Source organism: Cystobacter fuscus, from assembly GCF_044360685.1.
Taxonomy (GTDB): domain Bacteria; phylum Myxococcota; class Myxococcia; order Myxococcales; family Myxococcaceae; genus Cystobacter; species Cystobacter fuscus_C.
The window spans coordinates 10,462,706-10,483,625 of the sequence record NZ_CP043491.1; the positions used below are offsets into that span (position 1 = coordinate 10,462,706).

At 69.5% G+C, this 20,920-nt stretch carries 11 protein-coding genes; 3 read left to right on the forward strand and 8 right to left on the reverse strand.

Translation table 11 applies throughout. From position 1 onward, the window contains the following. Positions 1-12 precede the first annotated feature (12 nt). The 4 genes from F0U63_RS42870 to F0U63_RS42885 form a co-directional block, all read right to left on the reverse strand. The gene (locus tag F0U63_RS42870; protein WP_395839987.1) at positions 13-1,464 is read right to left on the reverse strand and encodes a hypothetical protein; all 1,452 of its coding nucleotides are present in this window, start codon (positions 1,462-1,464) and stop codon (positions 13-15) included. Beyond that, positions 1,461-2,249 (reverse strand): hypothetical protein, encoded by a 789-nt coding sequence (locus F0U63_RS42875; protein ID WP_395839990.1) that lies wholly within the window; start codon positions 2,247-2,249, stop codon positions 1,461-1,463. Before F0U63_RS42875 ends, F0U63_RS42870 begins: the two co-directional genes overlap by 4 nt. 113 nt (positions 2,250-2,362) lie before the next feature. Then, a complete protein-coding gene (locus tag F0U63_RS42880; protein ID WP_395839993.1) occupies positions 2,363-3,307 on the reverse strand; it encodes a Hint domain-containing protein in 945 nt (314 codons plus the stop codon). A gap of 420 nt (positions 3,308-3,727) precedes the next feature. Then, the gene (locus tag F0U63_RS42885) at positions 3,728-4,897 is read right to left on the reverse strand and encodes a hypothetical protein (RefSeq protein ID WP_395839996.1); all 1,170 of its coding nucleotides are present in this window, start codon (positions 4,895-4,897) and stop codon (positions 3,728-3,730) included. A 572-nt stretch (positions 4,898-5,469) separates the two neighbouring features. Here F0U63_RS42885 and F0U63_RS42890 point away from each other — a divergent pair. Next, positions 5,470-7,224, forward strand: coding sequence for a HEAT repeat domain-containing protein (locus F0U63_RS42890; protein ID WP_395839999.1), 1,755 nt, complete (start codon positions 5,470-5,472; stop codon positions 7,222-7,224). An 11-nt stretch (positions 7,225-7,235) separates the two neighbouring features. On the opposite strand, the gene ddpX is transcribed toward F0U63_RS42890, so the two are convergent. Genes ddpX through F0U63_RS42910 form a run of 4 tightly spaced genes read right to left on the reverse strand, consistent with a single transcriptional unit; the run spans position 7,236 to position 18,699 of the window. Beyond that, the gene (ddpX, locus tag F0U63_RS42895; RefSeq protein WP_395840002.1) at positions 7,236-7,832 is read right to left on the reverse strand and encodes a D-alanyl-D-alanine dipeptidase; all 597 of its coding nucleotides are present in this window, start codon (positions 7,830-7,832) and stop codon (positions 7,236-7,238) included. A 3-nt stretch (positions 7,833-7,835) separates the two neighbouring features. Continuing rightward, positions 7,836-8,537 carry a 7-cyano-7-deazaguanine synthase QueC gene (gene queC, locus F0U63_RS42900; protein WP_395840005.1) on the reverse strand — a complete coding sequence of 234 codons (702 nt, stop codon included), beginning with the start codon at positions 8,535-8,537 and terminating at the stop codon, positions 7,836-7,838. Beyond that, positions 8,524-9,144 (reverse strand): hypothetical protein, encoded by a 621-nt coding sequence (locus tag F0U63_RS42905; protein ID WP_395840008.1) that lies wholly within the window; start codon positions 9,142-9,144, stop codon positions 8,524-8,526. Before F0U63_RS42905 ends, queC begins: the two co-directional genes overlap by 14 nt. Before the next feature lie 12 nt (positions 9,145-9,156). Beyond that, positions 9,157-18,699, reverse strand: a complete 9,543-nt coding sequence (locus F0U63_RS42910; protein ID WP_395840011.1) for a flagellar hook-length control protein FliK — start codon at positions 18,697-18,699, stop codon at positions 9,157-9,159. Between the two features lie 298 nt (positions 18,700-18,997). Here F0U63_RS42910 and F0U63_RS42915 point away from each other — a divergent pair, with 298 nt between their 5' ends. Further along, positions 18,998-19,969 carry a hypothetical protein gene (locus tag F0U63_RS42915; protein WP_395840013.1) on the forward strand — a complete coding sequence of 324 codons (972 nt, stop codon included), beginning with the start codon at positions 18,998-19,000 and terminating at the stop codon, positions 19,967-19,969. Beyond that, entirely contained in the window at positions 19,956-20,552 is a 597-nt protein-coding gene (locus tag F0U63_RS42920) for a restriction endonuclease (protein WP_395840015.1), read from the forward strand. Before F0U63_RS42915 ends, F0U63_RS42920 begins: the two co-directional genes overlap by 14 nt. Positions 20,553-20,920 lie beyond the last annotated feature (368 nt).

A 20,920-nucleotide genomic window follows, 5' to 3' on the forward strand; every position in this document is an offset into this window, starting at 1 on the left:
TTCGAATGATCATTACGGCTGTGAACTGGGATTGAACCGGGCGATGAACGCATCCTGCCGGCCCTGGTTCCCGAGGCCCCACAGGTCACCCGTCGTGAAGCCCGTGATGACGACGTCGCCCGCCTTGGTGACGACAACGTCCGAGGCCTCATCCGTGCCGGCCGTCCCGATCTGCCTGGCCCAATTCTTTACACCCTCGGCGTCATACCGGGCGACGAACGCGTCCCTGCCTCCCTTGTTCCCCACGCCCTCCACCATCGAACCCGTCGTGAAGCCCGCGACGTAGATGCGCTTCTGGGCGTCGAGAGCCAGCCCCGTCGCGCGGCTGTACTGCGACTTCGAGCCTATCCGCCTGGTCCACTCCGGCCGGCCGCTCCCCGCCGCGTACTTGATCAAGAACGAATTCTGGATGCCGTCGTTCTCGGATTGCCCCTCGTCGAGGTCACTGAAGGAGACAGCCAGGACGTAGACGTTGCCGTCGGCGTCCACGACGACATCGAGCGCGGCGTCGATGTCCGACGTGGCGATCTGGCTCTTCCACTCCTCCTCGGCCAGGTTCTGCTGGGCGATCTTCGTGACGAAGGCATCCGTGGAGCCCGCGTGGCTCCCGGGCTCGCTGTAATCACCCATCGTCGAGCCCACGATGAAGATGTTGCCGGACGCGTCGAGCGCGAGCCCCTCCGCCCGGTCATGGTCGATCGTTCCGTACGTAGCCCTCGAGATGGCCGCACCGGTGGGTCCCAGGATGTCGAGCGTGATCTCGAAGCCCCGGTCGACCTGCTCCTGCGTGGTGCCCGCGATGTAGACGTTCACGCCGGACGCCTCCCTGCGCAGGGCGACCGCCAGCGCGGAGTCTTCCTCGGCCGAGCCGTACTGCTGCGTCCACTCCCGCTGACCTCTGGAGTTGAGCTTCGTGGCGAAGATGTCATTGAAGCCCTGCCCGGGCTCGGACGCACCTGGCATCTGGCCGGCGGTCGCCCCCACCAGGAAGACCGTGCGATCATCCGCGATGGCGAAGTCCTTGACACTGTCGTCCAACGAGGAGCCCAGCTGGATGACCCGGGGAAAGGGAAGGTCCACGGAATCCGACGGATCCTCGGGCGGCATGACCGCGGGCAGGCGGATGGAGAAGATATCCTGCATGGCCCCGGCCTCCGACGTGATGACGTCCCCCCCACCACTGAAGCGACCGCGGGTATTACCGGCGACATAGATGTTGCAATCGCCATCGGCGCCCACCACGACCCCCGTGTCGTCCTGGTCCGTGCCGAACTGGAAGACGTCCCAGAGATGCACCCGGGAGCAGGCGGGAGAGGACAGGCTGCCGCAGCCGTTCGTGCCCTCGCAGTCCGTGGGGTCTTCATCTGGCGGCTGCACGGGGCCCCCGGTACAGCCCATCGAGGCCAGCAGCAGGGTGGAGAGCAGCGAGGAAGCGTGGAGCGTGGAGCGTAGGCGCGTGTTCATTTTTTGTCCGCGATCGCCCAGAGGGCGTCGTAGCGAAGCATGGAGTACTTGAGCAGCTTTTCCAGATCGGTCCCCTGCACACTCGCGAGCAACTCCTCGGCGCGCTTCCGATCGTTGTAGAGCATGACCATGAAGAGCTCGACCTTGTCCCCGGACAAGGAGCGGCGCAGGTCCAGGCCCTGCTCGGACTGGATGTTCTTGGCGAGGATGACCTCCTCGACTGTTTTCAGAAGCGTCTCGCGCTCCGGGTTCTCCTTCCACTCCAACCCCATCCCCAGATACTCGACCCGGTAGAGCCGCTTGAACTGCCCCTCCTCCGTGAAGGTCTCCTCGTCGGCGGCGAGCAGATCCTGCTTGGCCGCCTCGATGAGTTCGCGATCCTTGTACATGTCGCGCAACATCTCCTTCTCCTGCGGCTTGAGAAGAACCTTGCGCTGGAGCTGCCGGAACTGGGCGATGTCCGGATGGGCCACCATGACGCGCTGCCGGAGGGAATCCAGTGGCGAGCGGGGCTTGGCCAGAAGCGGCGGCGTGGTATCCGTCTCCAACGGATCACTGACGACCACGGGGCGTGAGGGCTCGAGGGGCAGCGGCGCCGTGGCGGGCTGAGGACTCAACGGCCTCGCGGGCTGCTCTGGAGGCCGCGCGGTCACGCGGGGCTGCTCCGGCGCGGGGGCCGGCATCGGCACGTCGGTCCAGAGGGCAAAGAAGATGACAGCAAAGCCCAGGAGCAGGGCGGCCAGGAAGGGGAAGAGTAGATGCTTGGATGCGAACTTACGGTCCATTCAGGGCTCCAACCTCGAGAACTGGCGACACTGGGCGGGCGAACGAAACCGAGGGCGGGAGCCTGATACGGATGGATGGGCTCCCCGCCCCCAAGCTGGACAACAGCCTTCACTCAGTTCTGCGGGATGACGTCGTCCGGCACGTTGTTGCGCAGAATGAGGCGGTTGAGCTCCTCCACATACTCGCTCTGGAAGCGGGCCGAGCCATTGAGATAGCCCTCGGCCACCAGGATGTTGGAGGTGAGATCCCGGCTCACCGGGCGCAGGTTGTAGACCTTGCCGTAATACGCCCGCTCCTCGATGGTGACGATCTTGTCCAACGAGCCGTCCTGCTTCACCAGGTGCTCGCCGACGATGAACTCCTTGGCTTTGCGCAGGCTGCCCTGGCTCGTCACGAGCGGGTGCTCGCGCGTCACCGTCAGCTTGCCGCCGGAGGCCATCCGGAAGTCGAGCACCTGCTGGTTGACCGGGTCCCGGTCCACCGTGTAGCGCTCGACGGTGTTGTTGACGAGTTGCACGGCGTCCAGGGTGGACTCGGCGGACAGCGTCACCAGATCGTCGGCGCCCGCCTTCTGGGCCTTCTCCACCTGCACCTCACCGCTCTGGAAGAGGATCCTCTGATCCGGCGTGTAGCAGCCCGGCTCGCAGACACCGTCCATCAACACCTGGACCGGCTTCTCCGTGTACGGCAGGTTGGAGATCTGATCGCCGGTGAGCGAGGCGGTGGCGCTCCCCGCGGCGCCAGGCCCCATCACGGGATCATAGCCCTGGTTGGGATCCACATACACCGGGTAGAGATAGGTGCCGTAGTTGTTCAACGAGTCCAGCGCGTCCTGATTGAACACAGACGCCCAGAAACGCTGATCCTTGGTGGCCGAAATGTTATAAGGATCGGCATCGGCCCACTTCTTGGCCCACTGCTGGCGGCCACGGGACTGATCCGCGTTGGTGATTTGATCGAAAGCACAGCGGTAGTTGCTGGGTGCCCAACCCGCAGACGCCTGCGTGGCGAGCCCCAGAGTCGTGATGATGGCGCAAAACGACAGGTTCTTCTTCATGCCTGACTCCTGTGGTGTGATGTTGGCTGGACTTCCTCCCTGTCGCGCGCCCCGCGATGGCGACAGGAATGCTGCTTTCCCGCCTGACGATGGGAAATAGCCCTTCTTACGGCAGACCCCTGGCCACTGCGGAATCGCGGGGAGCCTTGGGGCTTGACGTCTCATGACCAGGAATTGACTCGGAGCCCCCCAGGAAGACAGCAACCACGCGGCGGAAGCGGCAAAACACCACGCCTACCTGGAAAACGAGAGTAAACGACCTGGACGGAAAATGGAAGCAGGATTCACAAAATCCCACAATACAGCTTCAACGAAAAACAGCGGCCAGACGTGGAATCAAGGCGCCGAGGACCGGGCCAGGGGAAAGGAGGGGGCGCCTGGAGAGCAACTCCGGCGCTCCCGCTCCCCTCCCGAGGAGAACTACATGGGATCGATGCCCAGGATGAGCGAGCCGGCGTTGTTGTAGACGTTGATGTTCTGCGTGTAGCCGGACCAGCTGGCGATGGTCAGCCGCCAGGTCTTCTTGAAGAACCAGAACCCCACCCGCACCCAGAGCTTCAGGTTGCCGTTGAGGGTGTTCAGGCTGAGATCCGCCTTGAGCTTCCAGTCGAGGGAGTAGAACGGCCAGAACAGCTCGGCGAAGGCGGGCAGGCTCACGTTGATGAGGGTCACGGCCCCCTCCACCCCCACGCCCGCGACGACGATGTCCACGCCCGCGGAGGCGTTGGCGTTGGCCCAGCCTCCCGCGGTGGCGGAAAGCCGGGCGATCGTCGGACCAATCTGTCCCGAGACCGTCAGCTTGAGACCGCCGCTGATCGAAGCCGACACGGAGACCGGCACGGGGCCCACCATGAAGCGCTTGGAAGCGGAGAAGAAGGTACGGCTCCAGTTGATGGGGGTGATCTCGAAGCTGTAGTAGAGATTGCCGGACCACACCTGCTGGCCCATCGCGTACAGGCTCGCGGTGCCGCTGTTGTTGCCGCCGGCCTGGCCGGAAACCTCGGCGCGGCCCCGGACGATCTCCTTCTGGGCGCCAAAGGCCACGGCGTACACCTTGCCCTCGGCATGGGCCTCCACCCGCTTCTCGGCCGTGCCCGTCGCTGGCGTGGACGTCATCGAGGCATCGATGATGTAGCCCGCGCCAAACACGCTGTTGCCCAGGTTATCGCTGCGGTAGTAGCTCTTGGTGAACGGAGCGGTACCGGAGGGCGCGACGTTGTCGTTGTTCACCTCCAGGGGAGGAGTGATGTCCCCCTGGTTCGCCTCGGGAATGATGCCCTGATCGATGTTGATGATCGTGCTGCCATCCGAGTCCGTGCTCCGCGTGCCTCCGGTGCGCACCAGCTCATCCTTGATGATGAGCTCCTGCTCGGTGGCAGAATAGGAACCGGCGAACGGATAGCTGGACTCCCACTCGTAATTATTGTTGAGCTGATAGCCACCCGGATAACTGGTGGTGGGAAAGCTCGTGGGATCCACTTCATAGACGACTGGGTCGACGTACGACGGAACCTGTGCCGAGGACACCTGCGCAACGCCGATAGTAAGCAGGAATGCACCAGCACTCACCGCCAGACGAACTCTGGACATGAATCCCCCTCTGAAAATCCGGTTTATTGAGACCAAAAACAAATGCCAGATATCATACGCACTAATGGTGTCAAGCGGGTTTTACCAGAAGTGAAGAAAAAAACCGCAGGCCTGAGCTACTGGGACGTCCCGAAATAACGCGGAAAACCGCCCTGTTTAATTTTTAAATCTTCGCTGGAATTCCTGGGAGAGCCCGGGGAAAGGGACGGAGCCGAGGACAGGCTGATATGCGGTTGGGGCCCAATGGCATTCCAAGCAAGAGTGGCGTGACGGACCGCCGCCGGACTTTTTCAGCCGCCAGCTAGGCGGGGCACCGTGGGCCGTGCTAACTCTCGGGCACCATGCGCATGTCCTGGAAATGGCATCACCTTCTCATGCTGGCGGTTGTCCTCTTCTCATTGGGCTTCGTGGCGTGGTGGGTGATTCCCTCGAGCGATCAGGGCGCGAGTCCCACGCAGCTCCAGGTCCGGAATGACAGTCCCCGGAAGGCGCCACCGTCACAGCCCGCGATCGAGGAACCCCCAGCGTTCCCACGAAAGACAGCCGATGGCTCCCGGCTGTGGGCTCCGGGCATGAACTATCGTTACTCCGTGGAGACGGACCAGGAGGTGACTTTCAGTTCATCCCAGCCGGGTGCGCCCATTCCTCCTGGCATGCGCTTCCAGATCAGCGGAGAGTGGAACGTGGGAATCGTCAGTGCTGGCGAGGCCCAGGTCGAGGCCCAGGTGCGACTGGTGCCCGCGAATGTCTCCGTCAGCGTCGATGGAAAGGACGCCCTCGCGCCCGAGGTGCGCCAGACCATGATGAAGAGCCTGACGATGCCCTTCTTCATGACCCTGCAGCGCTCTGGTGCAGTGAAATGGGTTCATTTCGAGATGGGCACGGATGTGCTGGCACAAGGCATCCTCCGCTCCCTGGTCGCCACGTCCCAGTTCGTCGTGACGGGAGTTCCCCCGGAGTCGTGGCGGAGCGAGGAATACGACGTCACGGGCCAGTACCAGGCCACGTACCAGCGGGCTCCAGGTCAAAAACAATTCGAGAAGACGAAGCAGGGCTACACGCATGTGGCCACGTCCAAGGGACTCCAGCCCTATGAGGCGGGCACGCTGCGCATCGACGTGCACTCGCGCTCCACCTTTGGGCTCGCCGAGGATGGTTGGGCCGAGACGATGCAGGCCCAGGAGCGGCTGGAGGTGGACGCCGGTCAGGGAATGCCCAAGGTGACCAACCAGCTCCAGTGCCGACTGCGTCTGCTGGCACGGACCAGGGATCTCTCCCTGCTCAGCGCACTGGAGGCGCGCCGGGCGAGTCTGAACACGATCCTCCTGGCCAGCTATCAAGCCCAGACCCAGGATCCCAAGGAGAACTACCGTCGGATCCTCGCGGGCAAGCACTTCGATGATCTGCTCAAGGACTTGCGCTCCCTTCCCAAGGAAGAGCGGGCTCGGGACGATGCGCGCTCGTTGGCGTTGGAACAACTCCGCGCGCTCTTCATGCTCGAGCCCACCGAGGCCTTGAAGGTCCCGGAGACCCTGCGCCAGGGAGGGCTGGAGCCGATCGCGGCCAGTCCCCTTCTCGGCGCGCTCTCCGCGGCCAGCACGCCAGAATCCATCCAGGCCCTCTCGAAGGTCGTCGACGACTCCGTCCTCGAGGTGCCGGTGCGCACGGACGCGGTCGCCGCCCTGGGCATGGCGGACGCCCCCACCCAGGAAGGAATCAATGCCCTGAGGAACCTCACGCGCGAGCCCCGGCCGGAGCTGCGCGACACGGCGACCCTGGCGCTAGGCAATGCGGCGTATCAAATGCACGACGAGAACGCCCGCGGCTCGGAAGCGCTCGTGCGAGAGCTCGAGACCGCGTACCGCTCCGCGAAAACCCCGGAGGAGCAGGCCATGATCCTGCGCGCCCTGGGTAACACCCGGGATGCGCATGCCTTGACGACACTCCAGAACGCACTGGGCTCCACTTCGGTCCAGGTACGGCAGGCGGCGGTCACGTCCCTGCGCCTCATTCCGGATCCAGCCGCCGACCGGCTCCTGGCGGCCAGACTCCTCGGAGATGAGTCGCCCGACGTACGCAAAGCCGCCGTGTTCGCCTCCAGCTTCCGGCCCCTCGAGCCCCTCCTGCCCACCCTGCGGCAGGCGCTGCAGCAGGATCCCGCGGCCGCGGTCAGGACCGAAATCGTCCACGTGCTCGGGGGTCATCTGACTCAACTGCCCGGCGCGCGAGAGCTGCTGAACTGGAGCAGTCAGAACGACGCCAATCCGGCCATCCGTCAGCTCGCCGCCCGCTTTCTTGGCAACGCCGTTGGGCAGGCCCTTCCTTGACCGAGGCGGTGTCACTTCGCGGAAAAGGGCACATCCAGCACCGGGAGCTTCGTGGCGCCCGGCAAGTCGTAGTGCCACCATTCCATGGCGTTGCGCTTGAAGCCCGCGCCCTCCATGGCCGCGCGGAGGATTTCGCGGTGCTCGCGTGAGGCCTTCGTGCCGCCCGGGTAGCCATGGTGCGCGGCGCGCTCGAAGGAGTCGAAGGGCGTGGGCATCTCCACCTCGGCCCCGTCCGCCGTCACCAGCGTCAGGTCCACCGCCGCGCCCCGGTTGTGATTGCCCCCCTTCTTGGGGTTCGCCACGTAGCCCGGCTTCGGCATGATCTTCCACATCTGCCATTGCACCGCGATGGGCCGGTAGCAGTCGTAGACCTTCAGCCGGTAGCCCTGGGCGCGCAGCGTGTCCGCCGCCTTCTTCAAGCGCTCGGCGGTCTGGGGCAACAACAGACACCGGGCGCCGTCCGGGTACACCTTCTGCTTCAGGAAGTTGTCCGGGGTGGCGTAGCGCATGTCCACCACTAGGTCCTCCACCACCTCGGTGGCGTCCACCACCGGCGAGCCCGCCGCGGCGAGCCACAGCCCCAACACTCCGTGCGCGAGTCCCCCCATGGCTCAGGCTCCCGTCGTGTAGCGCGTGGGGTCCGGCACTCCCGCCTGCTCGAAGCCCCGGCGCCGCAGCGCGCAGCTGTCACACCGCCCGCACGCCCGGCCCTGCTCATCCGGGTCATAGCAGGAGTGCGTCATCCCGTAGTCCACGCCCAGCCGCACGCCCTCGCGGATGATGTCCGCCTTGGTCATCCCCGACAGCGGCGCGTGCACCCGGAAGCTCGTGCCCTCCACGCCCGCCTTCGTCGCCAGCGTCGCCATCTGCTCGAAGGCCCGGATGAACTCGGGCCGGCAGTCCGGGTAGCCGCTGTAGTCCACCGCGTTCACCCCGATGTAGAGGTCGCTCGCGCCCACCGACTCGGCCAGCCCCAACGCCAGCGAGAGGAAGAGCGCGTTGCGCGCCGGCACGTAGGTGACGGGGATGCCGTGGGACATCTCCTCCTCGTCCCGATCCTTGGGCACGTCGATGTCCGCGGTCAGCGCCGAGCCGCCCACCTGCCGCAGGTCCACCGTCACCACCCGGAAGTCCGTGACGCCCAGCGCCTGGGCCACCCCGCGCGCCCGCTCGAGCTCCACCGCGTGCCGCTGCCCATACGCCACCGCGAGGCACACCGGCTCGAAGCCCGCCGCCTTCGCCATGGCCACACAGGTCGTCGAGTCCAACCCGCCCGACAGCAACACCACCGCCTTCTTCTTACTGGCCAGCATTGAAACGCCGCTCTCCTTCCACGCCGTACACCGCCGTGCACGACGTCGTGCAAGTGCAGACCCCACTCGTGCCCGGGAGGAAGGTCACCTTCAAGCTCCCACAGGCCTTCTCGGCGTCATACCCGTTCACCGTGGGGCCGGGCACGGAGCCATCCGGCAGGCCCCCGTCCGTGGGCAGGTTCGCGCACTGGCTGCCCATCGCCCGGGACTGGCTGTCGCTGAGCACCACCACCGACAGCGTCTCCTCCATCTGCGCGCCCTGGCACGTCTCGCCACAGCTCGGCAGCGGAGCCCCGGAGCGCTGGACGGACACGTAGCGCTGGGTCCGCGGCTCATAGGTCGCCGAGCGCGAGAAGCCATTCACCGTGAGCCACGCGCCCCCATCCACGCTGTCGCGCGAGAAGCTCCCCGAGAAGTCGAAGCCTCCGTCGACGAGCCGGCTGAAGTCCGGGCTGCCCGCGTCGCAGTCCGTGCGCGCCCAGTCCGCCTGCGCATGGAAGCTGAACAGGCCCACTACCACGTCCCCCGGGTAGACCGTCTCCGACACACACGCGGCGGCCACGAACGCGAGCAGGGGCAACAGGAGCGGACGACGGGGGAGCGGCATGACCTTTCGACCTTACACGCTCTCCAGCGCCGCGCGCGCCACCGCGTGGAAGGCCGGGTTGTCGCGCAGCACCGCCCCCACCTCCAGCCCGGTGGGATCCGCCCCCCGGACCTCGGGCGACAGGTGCGCCAGCACGCGCGAGGCGGCGAGCGACGCGGGCACCGCGCGGAAGGCCTCCACCGCCGCCTCGTCGAAGCCGGGCACCGGACCGGGCCGGCTCAGCGCCTCGCCCGAGGCGCCCAGACACAGCGCCAGCGCGCACAGGTAGTTCAGCTCCACCAGCCCGAAGCAGGCCAGGGCGCCCACGCCCACCACCAGTTCCCCGGGCGAGGCCAGGTACGCCTCCACTCCGCCCGCCGGCGCCAGGAAGACGCGCACCCCACCCGCCCCCAGCGACTGGAGCGTGAGCCCCAGGGCCGTGTGCAGCCGGGGCATCGCCTCGGCCGTCACCGGCACCACGCCGGGAGGCAGCGCGTGCCGGAAGCCGTCGCGCAAGGACACCGGGGAGATGCTCACCGCCGGGGCGCTCGCCGTGCTCGACACGAGCGCCGCGCCGAAGCCGTCCACCCGCGCCACCTCCATGGGGATGTCGTCGCTGGCCGCCAGCGCCTCGGCGAACAGCGTCCACCCGTCCGCGTCCGCCGGCTGCCGCCGCAACAGCTCCGGCCAGATGTGGGTGGCCAGCGCCGCGCCATGCACCGTGGGCGAGAGCCGCTCGGCCACCAGGCGCTTCATCTCCGGCGAGAGCTGGTCCGCCTGGTACAGGCGCTCGGCCAGGTGCACCGCGAACACCACCAGCTGCGCGTCCAGGTACTGGCGCAGGATGTCCTGCAATTGCTCCGGATCGTCCGTGATGCGCTCGCGCAGCCGCAGCGCCTCGCCCGTGAGGCCCTGCGCCTCGGCGATGCGCGCCCGCCGCTCCAACCGCTCGGGAGTCTCCGGCAGCGCCTGGAGCTGCTCGTTCGCCTCTTGCAGGCGGCCCAGCGCCTCGTAGGCCTCCGCCAGCCGCTCGCGCCATAGCCCCATGGCCGCCGGGCCCGCGAGCACCGCCGCCAGTTGCTGCGCCACCTCCACGAAACGCGCGTGGTTGCGCTCCTCGTCGTACAGGGGCAGCAGGAACTCCAGCGCGCGCACCGTCCCCGGCGCGTCCGCCAGCGCCTTCTCGAAGGCCTCGCGGGCACGCGCCTTGTCGCCCGCCCACATCAGCATGTCGCCCTGCTCCACGTACAGCTCACCGCGCGCGCGGGGCTCCGTCTCCAACAGGATGAGCAGGCCCAGCGTGTCCGCCGCGTCCGCCGTGAGGCCGCCGTCCCGCTGCAACCGGAAGCGCTCGCGCAACAGCTTGCCCCGCCGCTCCGGCCAGCTCTCCGCCGCCTCGGCCAACGCCTCGACGCGCTCCGGCACGGGCAGCTCCCGGACATGCGTCAGCACCGCCTCGGCCAGCTCCGCCGGAGCGCTTCCCAGTCCCGGCAACAGGCGCCACAGCCGCTGCTTGAAGTCCGGCGTCGTCGAGAGCGGCTCCAACGCGCGCAGGCGCAGCTCCACCGGCGCCGACTCCGAGTTGACCACCTCGTCGCGCAGCCACGTGGCCAGGGCCTCGTCGCTCGGCGCGAGCAGCTCCGCCAGCCGCAGCAGCCCGTCCAGCTGGGCGCCCTCGCGCAGCATCGCGGTCAGCCGCGAGACGTGGGCCTCCTCCGCGCCGCCCGCCTCCACCATCGCCCAGAGCGCCTCGCGGATCCGCGCCTCGTCCTGGGCGCGCTCGGCGAGCGACAGGGCCCCGGCGGCGTCCCCCGACGCCAGCGTGGCGGCGAAGCCCACCTCGGCGGCGCGGACGGGGGACTCCAGCCGGAGGAAGCGCTCGGCGACCACCCGCGGATCCACGGCCTCGGAGGACGCGCTGGCCAGGCGCTCGAGCACCTCGAGGGCCTCGGCGCGCTCGCCCGCGGCCTCCCAGAGGTCGACGAGGTCCAACTGCAACGCGGGGCGCTCCTCGGCGGACACGAGGCGGACGGCCTGGGCCAGGGCCTGGGCCGCGCGCCGGGACTCGCCCAGGGCGCGGTGCAGCGCGGACACCCGGCGCAGGGCCTCCCCATCCGGCGCGACGGACACGGCGGACCAGGCCGCGCGCACCGCCTCCGGCAGACGGCCCGCGGACTCGAACTCGCGCACCGCCGCCCACAGCCACTGGGTGCGCTCGGCGTCGGGGAGGATCTCCGCCCGCGCCAGGTACACCTCCGCGAGCCGTCCCGGGTTCTCCACGAGCAGCGGCTCCAGCGCCTCCAGCGCCTCCTTGTAGCCCGCCCCCGAGGCCCCCCGGGCCACCACGGCCTCCAGGGCCTCACGGGCGGAGGACTCGTCCCCGGCGGCCCGCGCGAGCGACGCCAGCTCCAGCCGCAGCAGGGACGCCTCGTCGGCGTCCTCCGTCACGCCGATGAGGCGCGTGAGCACGTCACGCAGCGCGGCCTGCTCCCCACGCGCGCGCAGCCCCACCAGGCGGCCCCGGAGCGCGGGGAGGTTGTCCGGGTCGGCCTCGGCGGCGCGCTCGCGAAGGGCCGCGGCGCGCGGGGCATCATCGAGCTGCTCGGCGGCGACATCGGCGGCGGCCAGGAGCAGCTGCGCGGCCCGCGAGCCCCCCGCGGCCTGGGCCCCAGCCTCGTAGACGGCGACCAGGTCCGCCGGACGGCCCAGCGAGCGCAGCCCCCGCACCGCGCGGTCGATGATGGTGCTGTCCGCGGGACGCAGGCGCATGAGGTGCAGCAGCGCGTCGATGGCGTCCTTGGGGTCGTCGAAGAGGTCCGCGGCGCGGCGGTACAGCACCTCGGCGGTGGCCGCGTCCGCCTTGCGCGCGAGCTTCATCGAGGCCCGGTACAGGCCCTTGGAGTCGCCCGTGTGGCCGTAGACCTCGGTGAGCAGGGACAGGGCTTCCTGGCCCCGGGCCCCGTCTCCATCCAGCGACACCACGGCCTCGAAGGCGCGCGCGGCGTCATGGTGGGCCCCCGACGCCAGCGACGCGTGTCCGAGCCGCATCTGCGTGCGCACCCGCAGGGGCACCGGCAGCGCGTCCCCCCCCGCGGCGAGCAACCGCCGGTCATAGGGCCACGCCGCGGCCGGTCCTCCGCCCTCGGCCGCCAGCTCCGCGCGGGTGGCGAGCGCCTCCACGTCGTCGCCCGCGCGCGCGAGCAGGTCATCGAAGGCCTGGGCGGCGAGCAGCGACTCGCCCGCCTTGAGCAGGATTTCCGCGCGCTCGCGCAGCAGGGGGATGGCCTGCTCGGGAGACACGGCGCCCGCGCGCAGGGCGAGCAGCTCCGCCTGGCGGCGCACGTCGCCCGCGGCCCGGGCCCGGAGCAGGTGGAAGGCCTCGGCGCTGGAGGGGGCGAGCTCGAAGGCCTGGTCCTCGCACAGCAGCGCGCGCTCCAGGGCCCCCGCCTCGCGGAAGGCCCGGGCCGCGGCGAGGTAGCTCCGCGCGGCATCGACGGGAGGCTGGCGCTGGGCCCGGCGCGACAACAGCGCGGCGAGCGACTGGAAGTCCTCCGTCTCCTCGAGGAAGGCGCGGTGGCGCGAGTAGCGCGGCTCCTGGAAGGGGTCGGCCTCCAGGAGGATCGCGTCGAACTCGGCGGCGTCCGCGGACCGGCCCATCTCGTGGAGGAGATCCGCCACCTGCCGGGTCAGGTCCAGGTCATCCGGCAGCGAGGCGCGCGCGGCGAGCAGCGCGATGGCGGCGGCATCCGGGCGCCCGGCGCGCTCGCGGTAGAGGGTGGCGGCGCGCATCAGCAGCTCCGCGCGGCGCGACGGCTCCTCCACGTGGGAAGCGGCGTCCTCGAACCAGGCGGCCAGCTCGGCCACCCGGCCCTCGCGCTCGAGCAGCTCGCACAGGAGCGTCTCGGCCTCCTGGAGGGAGCGATCCTGGAGGAGCGCCTCGCGCAGGAAGCCCTCGGCCTTGTCCGTCTCCCCGAGCTCGTCGAGGAACAGGCGCGCCAGCCGCAGCAGGGAGCGGGCCCGGGCGGGGGTGGCCGGCATGAGCGGCAGGGCGCGCTCGAGCCACCGGGCCTCGGCGGCGGCGTCGTCCCGGCGGCTCGTGAGCTCCATGCCCATGCGCGCCGTGTCGAGCTGGGGGAACAGCGTGAAGGAGCGCTCCAGCGCGGCCTCGGCGGCGGACATGTCCAGCTTCACGTCGCGCAGCATCTCCGCGCGGTGACGCTCGCAGGCGGCGGCCTCGTCCTTGCGGCCCTCCTTCTCCAGCAGGAAGCACAGCGCCTTGAGCGAGCGCATGGCCTCGTCCACCCGGCCGGACATCTCCGCCAGGTGCGCGTGCTCGGCGCAGGCGGAGATGGCGGCGTCGCGCTGGCCGGCCTCCTCGTTGAGCGAGGCGATGATCTGAAGCTGCCCCATGAGCTCGGGCAGCTGCCCCGCCTCGCGGTGGAGGGCCGCGAGCGCCTCGTGCAGGGGCAGCGGGTGCTCGGCCATGTTCGCCGCCTGGGCCAGCAGCGAGGCGGCGAGGGAGGTATCGGCGAGGGACTCACGGGCGCGCTCGGACAGCACGACGAGGCGCTGGGCGGTGGCCACGGAAGGAGGCAGGGCGCGCGCGTGGGCGACGAGCACCTCGAAGGAGGCCCGGGGCTCGTCCTTCTCCAGCAGCGCGGCGAGCCGCTGCACCGCCACCTCGTTCAACGGGCGCTCGGCGAGCAGGCGCTTGTAGGCGGACACCGCGCGCCGGATGTCCCCGAGCTTCTCGGCGAGCGCGCCCAGGCGCAGCCAGGCCTTCTCCGAGGCCTCGGCGTCCGAGGAGAAGTCCGCCGCGGCGGCGAGCTGCTCCTGCAGGGGCAGCGCCTCGCGCACGTCGCCGTGGAGGAAGAGCAGCTCGGCCAGCTCGGCCAGGTCTCCGTCCCGCGCCGGAACGAGGGCGTGGGCCCGGCGGGCCAGCTCGAGCGCCCGCGACATGTCGCCCGCGGCCCGGGCATGGGTGCTCGCCTCGCGCAGCAGGGACGCGGCTTCGTCCGGAGGCAGGAGCCCATCCTCCACGTCGAGCAGCTGCGCCGCCTCGGTGGAGTTGCCCCGGCTGGCGGCGAGGACCACGAGGCGGCGGCGCAGCGCGCTGTCCGTCGGGGAGAGCCGCAGGGCCTGGCGCAGGGCGGCCTCGGCGGCCTCGGGTTGGGCGAGGCGCTCCAGGTACAGCGTGCCCAGCTCGGAGTAGAGGGCGGTGGCCTCGGCGGGCGGGGCGTGGGGGGCCTCGGCGGCGAGCAGGGCCGTGAGCCGCCCCCAGTCCTCCAGATCGCGCAGCACGCGCTGGAGCGCGGTGGTGGCCCCGGAATGGCGGGGGGCGAGGGCGAGCGCCGCCTCCAGGCCCCGCGCGGCCTCCTCGCGCTCTCCGGCCTTCTCCAGGAGACGCGCGCGCGCGAGCAGCGCTTCCACGCGGCGGGAGACGGGCCCCTGGCGCGCGGCCTCGGCGAGCGCCTCCGCCTCGGCGGCGGGCTGCCCGTCGCGGTGCGCGAGCGTCGCGAGGGCGAAGAAGGCATCACAGCGCTCGGCGGGAGACAGGGACAGGGAGACGGCGGCGAGCAGGGCCTCGCGGGCCGGGGCGCGCGCGTCCTTGTCCATGAGCGACGAGGCGAGCGCGAGCAGCCGGGAGCGGGCGCTCTCGGCGAGTTCCGGCTCGGTGGCGAGCACGTGGCGCCAGGCCTCCAGCTCGTCTACGTCCTCGCCCTCCTCGCGGGCGATGGCGGCGAGGGCGAGCCACAGGGGCGCGGGCCGGCGGGACAGGCGCGTGGCGGCGAGGAAGTCGTCGCGGGCGACCTGGGCGCGGCCGGCGTTGCGGTGGAGGGCGGCGCGGCGGGCGAGCAGCTCGGCGCGGGACTCACCCTCGGAGGAGGAGATGAGCGTGCCGAGCAGGGTGAGGCGCTCGACCTCCTGCTGGGCGGTGCCGGAGCCCGCCGGGGGCAAGAGCTCCAACAGGGCCTGGGTGGCCCAGGTGTCCAGGGGCTCCTCGGCGAGCAGGCCGCGCAGGGCCTCGGCGGCCTCGGCGGTGCGGCCCTGGGAGAGACACAGTCCGGCCAGCTCGCGGCGGGCGGCGCGGCGCGCGTCTCCGGAGAGACGGGGCCAGAGGGACAGGAGCAGGTCCGCCAGCGGCTCCTGCGCGCCCGCCTGACGGTGGAGGCCCGCGAGCTCCAACTGGGCCTCGAGGTCCTCGGGGGCGAGCGAGCAGTAGTGCCCGAGCAGACGCCGGGCGGCGTCGGGGCGGCCGGCGCGCTGGGCGGCGGAGGCGGCGCGGCGCGTGAGCTCCAGCAACTCGTCCTCGCGCGGGGCGTCCGGGTCCGTCGCGGGCAGCACCAGCACCGCCTCGAAGTCCTCCAGGGCGGCGCGGGGGTCGGCCTGCATGCGCAGCTCACCCCGGCGCATGCGCGCGGGAGCGAAGGACCCATCGCGCTCCAGGGCCTCGGCGAGGAAGGCCTCCTCGCGGCTGGTGCCCAGGGAGAGCACGGAGGCGCGGAAGAGGAGCCGGGCGCCAGCGCGGGGCTCGGGCACGAGCGCGGCCTTGCGCGCGAGCAGCCGGGCGGCCTCCAGCTTCTCGCCGCGCTCCAGCTCCAGCTCGGCGAGCGCGTCGAGGGCCTCGGCGGCGAGCGGCCCGGTGGGGCTCGCGTCCAGGGTGGACGACAGGCGCAGGAGCGCGGGGCCCTTCTCACCGCGCTCGAGGAGGACGCGGGCGCTCTTGAGGAAGAGGGGCGCGGCCTCGGCGGCGCGGTCGGCGGCGGCGAGCGCCTGGGCGCGCGAGGCCCACAGCTCGGCCAGCTCGCGCGTCTCGCCCGCCTCGGCGTAGAGGGACTCGAGCCGCTCGGCCAGGGCGTCATCCAGGCGGCGCAGCGGGAAGGCCTGGGAGTAGGCGGTGATGGCGGCCTCGCGGTCCCCAGCCAGCTCACACGCGCGGCCCAGGCGGGCGCGGATGTCCGCGAGGCGCTCGGGGGCGGTGGTGCGCGGCAGCGTGGACAGCAACGTCTCCAGGGCGCGCCGGGCGTGCTCGGGGCGCTCACAGCGCAGGGACAGGTCGGCCAGCTCCAGGAGCACGGCCTGCTCCGGCGCCAGGCGCGCGGCCTTCTCCAGGGCCACGAGCGCCTCACCGAGCCGGCCCAGGCGGGCCTCGAGCACGTTGGCCAGCTCGCGCAGCGCCGCCGACGCGAGCCGCTTGTCGCCCTGCGCCTCGGCCACGCGCGCCCGCTCCTGGAGGGCGGTGGCGAGGCCCGCCATGTCGGCGCGCTTGCGCTGCAGGGCGCACAGCTCGCCGAGGGTGGTCAGGTCATCCGGCTCGGACTTGAGCACCTCCTGGAGCGCGGAGGCGGCGAGGTCCAGGTCGAAGGCGAGATCCCTCGCGGCGACGGCGAGGCGGCGGTACTTGCGCGCGCGCTCGGCGGGCTCGGGGGTGAGGCGCGCAAGGGTGGACAGGCACCGGGTGAGCAGACCGCCATCGCGGCGGGCCTCGGCGATGGTGAGCAGCGACTCCAGGGCGGGGGCGTGCTGGGGGTCGGCTTCCAGGGCGGAGGTGAGGAGGCGCTCGGCGCGCTCGGGCTGCTGGAGCCGGCCGCGGTAGAGCTCACCGGCCTCGGCCCAGAGGGCGGCGCGGCGGCCGGGCTCCTCGTGAACGGCGGCGGCCTTCTCCAGGGCCTCGGCGAGCTCCAGCATGCGGCCGGTGGCGCGGAAGTAGGGAATCAGCTCGTCGAGCGCGAGCGCGTCGCGAGGGTCCAACGCGAGCGCGGCCTCGAGGTGCTCACGGGCGCGAGCGGGGTCGCCGAGCTTCGTGCGCGACAGCCGGGCCAGGGCATGGTGACTCTGGTGGGCGGCGCGGCGGACGGACTCCGAGCGCGGAGAGGGGCCGGCGAGCTCCAGGGCCTGCTGGTAGCCAGCGAGGGCCTCCTGCAACTTGCCGAGCTTCTCGGCCACGCGGGCGGAGGCGAAGAGGGCCTCGGGCTCGTGGGGCAGGAGCGAGGCGGCCTCGCGGTAGCGCAGGAGGGCGTTGTCGGGCTGTTGCAGGCCCTCTTCCCACACGCGGCCGGCGAGCAGGTTGGCGCGGCCGACGCGGTCCAGCTCGTGGCGGGCCATGGCCACCTCGCGCAGACGGTCCAGGGCCTTGAGGGCGCGCAGGTGCTCACCGCCGCGGTGGCACAAGTCGCCGAGCAGGAGCAGCGCATCGGGATGGTCCGGCGAGAGGCGCAGGGCGGCCTCGCAGTGGAGGCGGGCGCCGGCGACGTCGTCCTCGGTCTGGGCGCACAGGTCCGCGAGGTGCACGTGGGCCTCGGCGGCCTCGGAGGGGTCGCGGGCGAGCGCGGCGATGCGGCGGTAGGCGCGCACGGCGCCGGCGCGGTCGCGGCTCTGGTCGGCGGCGCGGGCGAGGGCCTTGAGGGACGGGAGGTGATCCGGCCGGAGGCCGAGCACCTCGTGGAGGGCCTTCACGGCGACCTGGGGGGCGTGGTCGCGGGCGGCGCGGGCGGCGGCCTCGGCGGAGAAGAAGGCGGCGGCCTCCTCGGAGGCGCGGCGCGAGAGGGCGCACAGGGCGAGGTAGCGCTCGGCGGCGCGGGCGTGCTCGCCGCGGCGCTCGCGCACGACGGCCTCGCCCCAGAGGGCGGCGGGGCTCTTGTCGCGGCGGCGCAGGAGCGTGGCGGCGACGTCGAGGGCCAGGTCATGGGCCTGGGGGTCGGCGACGAGGAGGGAGAGGAGGCGCTCGGCGGCGAAGGGGTGGGCGTCCTGGGCGTCACCGGCCTGGAGGAAGGCGTCGCGGGCCTCGGCGAGCTTGCCCTGGGCGAGGAAGGCCTCGGCCTCGGCGAAGGCGCGCGAGCCTTCCAGGGCGAGCAGCAGCTCCTCGTCGGGGGGAGCGGGGGGAGGCATGCCGCCGGCGGCGAAGCGCAGACGCAGACCCGCGGGGCCGACCTCGGCGGAGGACAGGCGCGCGGTGTCGAGCACGGGCATCTTGAAGCCGCGGCTCACGGCGGCGCGCTGGCAGAGGGCGGGCAGCACGCGGGTGGAGAAGCCGGTGGCGCCGCGCACCTCCACCTCGGGCAGGAGGCCGAGCTGGGCCACGCTGGCGGCGAGCAGGCCGGGGATCTGCACCGACGGGGTGGAGGAGAAGCCGTACAGGCGCACGTCGTAGACGTAGAGGGCGAGCCGCTCGCCATCGGCGTCGAAGGCGACCTTGAAGGTGACGGGGGTGCGCTCGGGGGGCTGGAGGACGGCCTGGCCCTCGAGGTAGCCAGGGCGGAAGTGGAGCTTGAGGTCGCCGAGGCCCGCGACACGGCCGGCGAGCTCGGCCACCTTGCGGGCCACGAGGTCCGCGTCGACGTGCAGTTCGAGGAAGCCGAAGAGGAGCTTCTTGCGCTGGTAGCGCGAGGCGCCGGCGCTGACGTTGAAGGGGAAGGTGACGTCGGGGATCTGCAGGGCGAAATCGGCGATGGACAGCCCGGGCGCCAGCTCGAGGGGGGGGAACCCGACGAAGGCACGGCGATCCAACAGGCGCAGCTCGGGGGTGGCGGCGTTGGAGTCGGGCGTGGGCTTGAGGGAGTCGCTGTCGGTGGCCATCGAACGGGGGATTTCGGAGGGACCACGCAGCGTAGCATGGGGTGCAACCCCCTGGAATTTTTGCCCTTCTCCCGCCCGGAAGGCAGCCGGAGGACCCTCAGGATGAGCCTGGCGGCACGCTGGGGGGCAGACCGAGTTGGAGGGGGTCCCAGGCATAGTCCCCGATCAGGGTGAGCGCCAGGTTCGTGAACCCGTGGCGGGCGACGAAGTGGGCGAAGCGCTCGGAGACAAGTGCTCAGTTACTGGCCTACTCTTCCCCTGGGCTATTGACTGGACCGCAATAGGCTTGGAGATACGTATGACGGAGGAAGTCGGGGGCAAAAATAAGCGACGGTGTTGCTTCTTGATTGCAGCGCCAAGCTCCGGAGCAAACACGGTCGCCAAGTTTCTCGCCGAACGTGGCATAGAAGTCACTTGGGCTCATGATCTTCCTGCGGCTACAGCAATTGACTCTGAACTGCTTCGCCAGCTCGCAGCAGCTGACTTCGTGGTCGCGATCTGGACATCTACACCTTCACCGAATGAGGCATTCGAACTCGGGGTCGCGCATGCCTTGGCAAAACCGATACTGGTACTTTCAGTGGGAAGTATTGAACGACTGAGTCTGCCAAGCATATTCGACCTACGCGGCATCAACGTTGTGCCAGTTCCCGAACTGCGCCGACTAACTGATATCGCGCCAGATATCGACCGATTCCTACGCCATGCCAAAGCTCCGCCGCCGATCGTACCTGATGCACCAGCAGGTACGCGTTCGGGTGACCTTTCATGGGCGCGAAAAAAGCTCGCGTCCATCCGGACCATGAAGAGTCCTTTGCGCGGTTTCGCACTCGAAGATTTAGTATCGGACGTGTTCCGACAAGCTGGCGCCGACGTGGTAAGAACGAGAGAGGAAAACGATGTAGCGACCGAGAGGGATGCTGACCTCATCGTATGGCTAAACGACGTCGCCTATGAGGTTGGAGGACCGATCCTTGTCGAGTGCAAGAGCTATGGTGGTGGCAGCGGCAGCGTGATCAAGAATCTTGAGAACACAGTTATGCGGCTCGATAAGCGGCTGGTTGAGGTCAGCGGAGCCTCGCTCGCCTTTGTTGTGTTCGATCACGACCGGCCCCACACACCACCATCGCTCCACGAAACGCCCCGCGTCCTGGCATTCGCGGTCGAGACTCTCGTCGACAAGTTGGAACAAGGCACACTTGCCAAGGAGGTTCTGGTTCGGCGTCATCGTGCTTCCATCAAGTCAGGAGCGTCCAATGGCGACGCTTGATCGGGCTCATATCTCCGCTGAACTCGCCGCAATCCGCAGCGAGATGAATACCGAGAAAAAAGGCAAGCGCTTGGAAGCGCTCATCGCACTAATTTTCAAGGCTGTTGCCGGTCTCGACCTAGATGATCAGGATATCGAAAATAATTATGAAACTGAGGAAATAGACCTCTTCTTCTGGAATCACCGCGAAAAGGAGGGGCTGCACTTTCTCGATTGCCCGCTTATCGTCGAGTGCAAAGGGTGGTCCAAACCAGTACCCGGTCGGGAGTTGCGATATTTTGCGACGCTGCTGAAGGATAAAGGGCGGAGTAGCGGCGTGTTTATCGCACTCGAAGGGATCACCGGGAAGGCGAAGGACCTAACTGCAGGTTTCTTCCACATCGCGTCCGCAATGGCGGCTGGCCAGACCGTGCTCATTATAACTGGCGTGGATTTGGAGATCATCGGATCTGGCGAGGAACTCGTAGCTCTTTTACGAAGGCGCCTTTTAGACCAAGTCAAGAGTCAAGTTGCAGCTATTGAAGGAACGACCGTCAAGAAGCAGCAAGGAGCGAAGAAACAAGCAGTTAAAGACAGCAAGTGAATCGCCCAACACGCCATACTGCTCTACCCCACCGCTGGAACGCAGGGTTTCTAGCGAGTCCCCCGCGAATCGTCAGATGATTGGTCCGCTGCCACAATAAAAACCAGGCCCTTCGTCTATCTTGTTCCCCTTGTGCAAGCGCCCATTCCTAGAGTCAAATATGCAAGACTTGAGAAGCTCTGCTTGTGGAAGTTGCGCTGATGGGACGACGAATACCAAGCCGACGACAACGCCGCGAGGAAGGTGTCAAAGAATTCGTTCCAAGCCTAGGGAAAAGTGTCAAAGGACTCGTACGCGGCTCGACCCCAACTCCCAATGCCCTCATCGCTGTGGAGTCCTTACTCCTACCCACCCACGCACATGGGAGA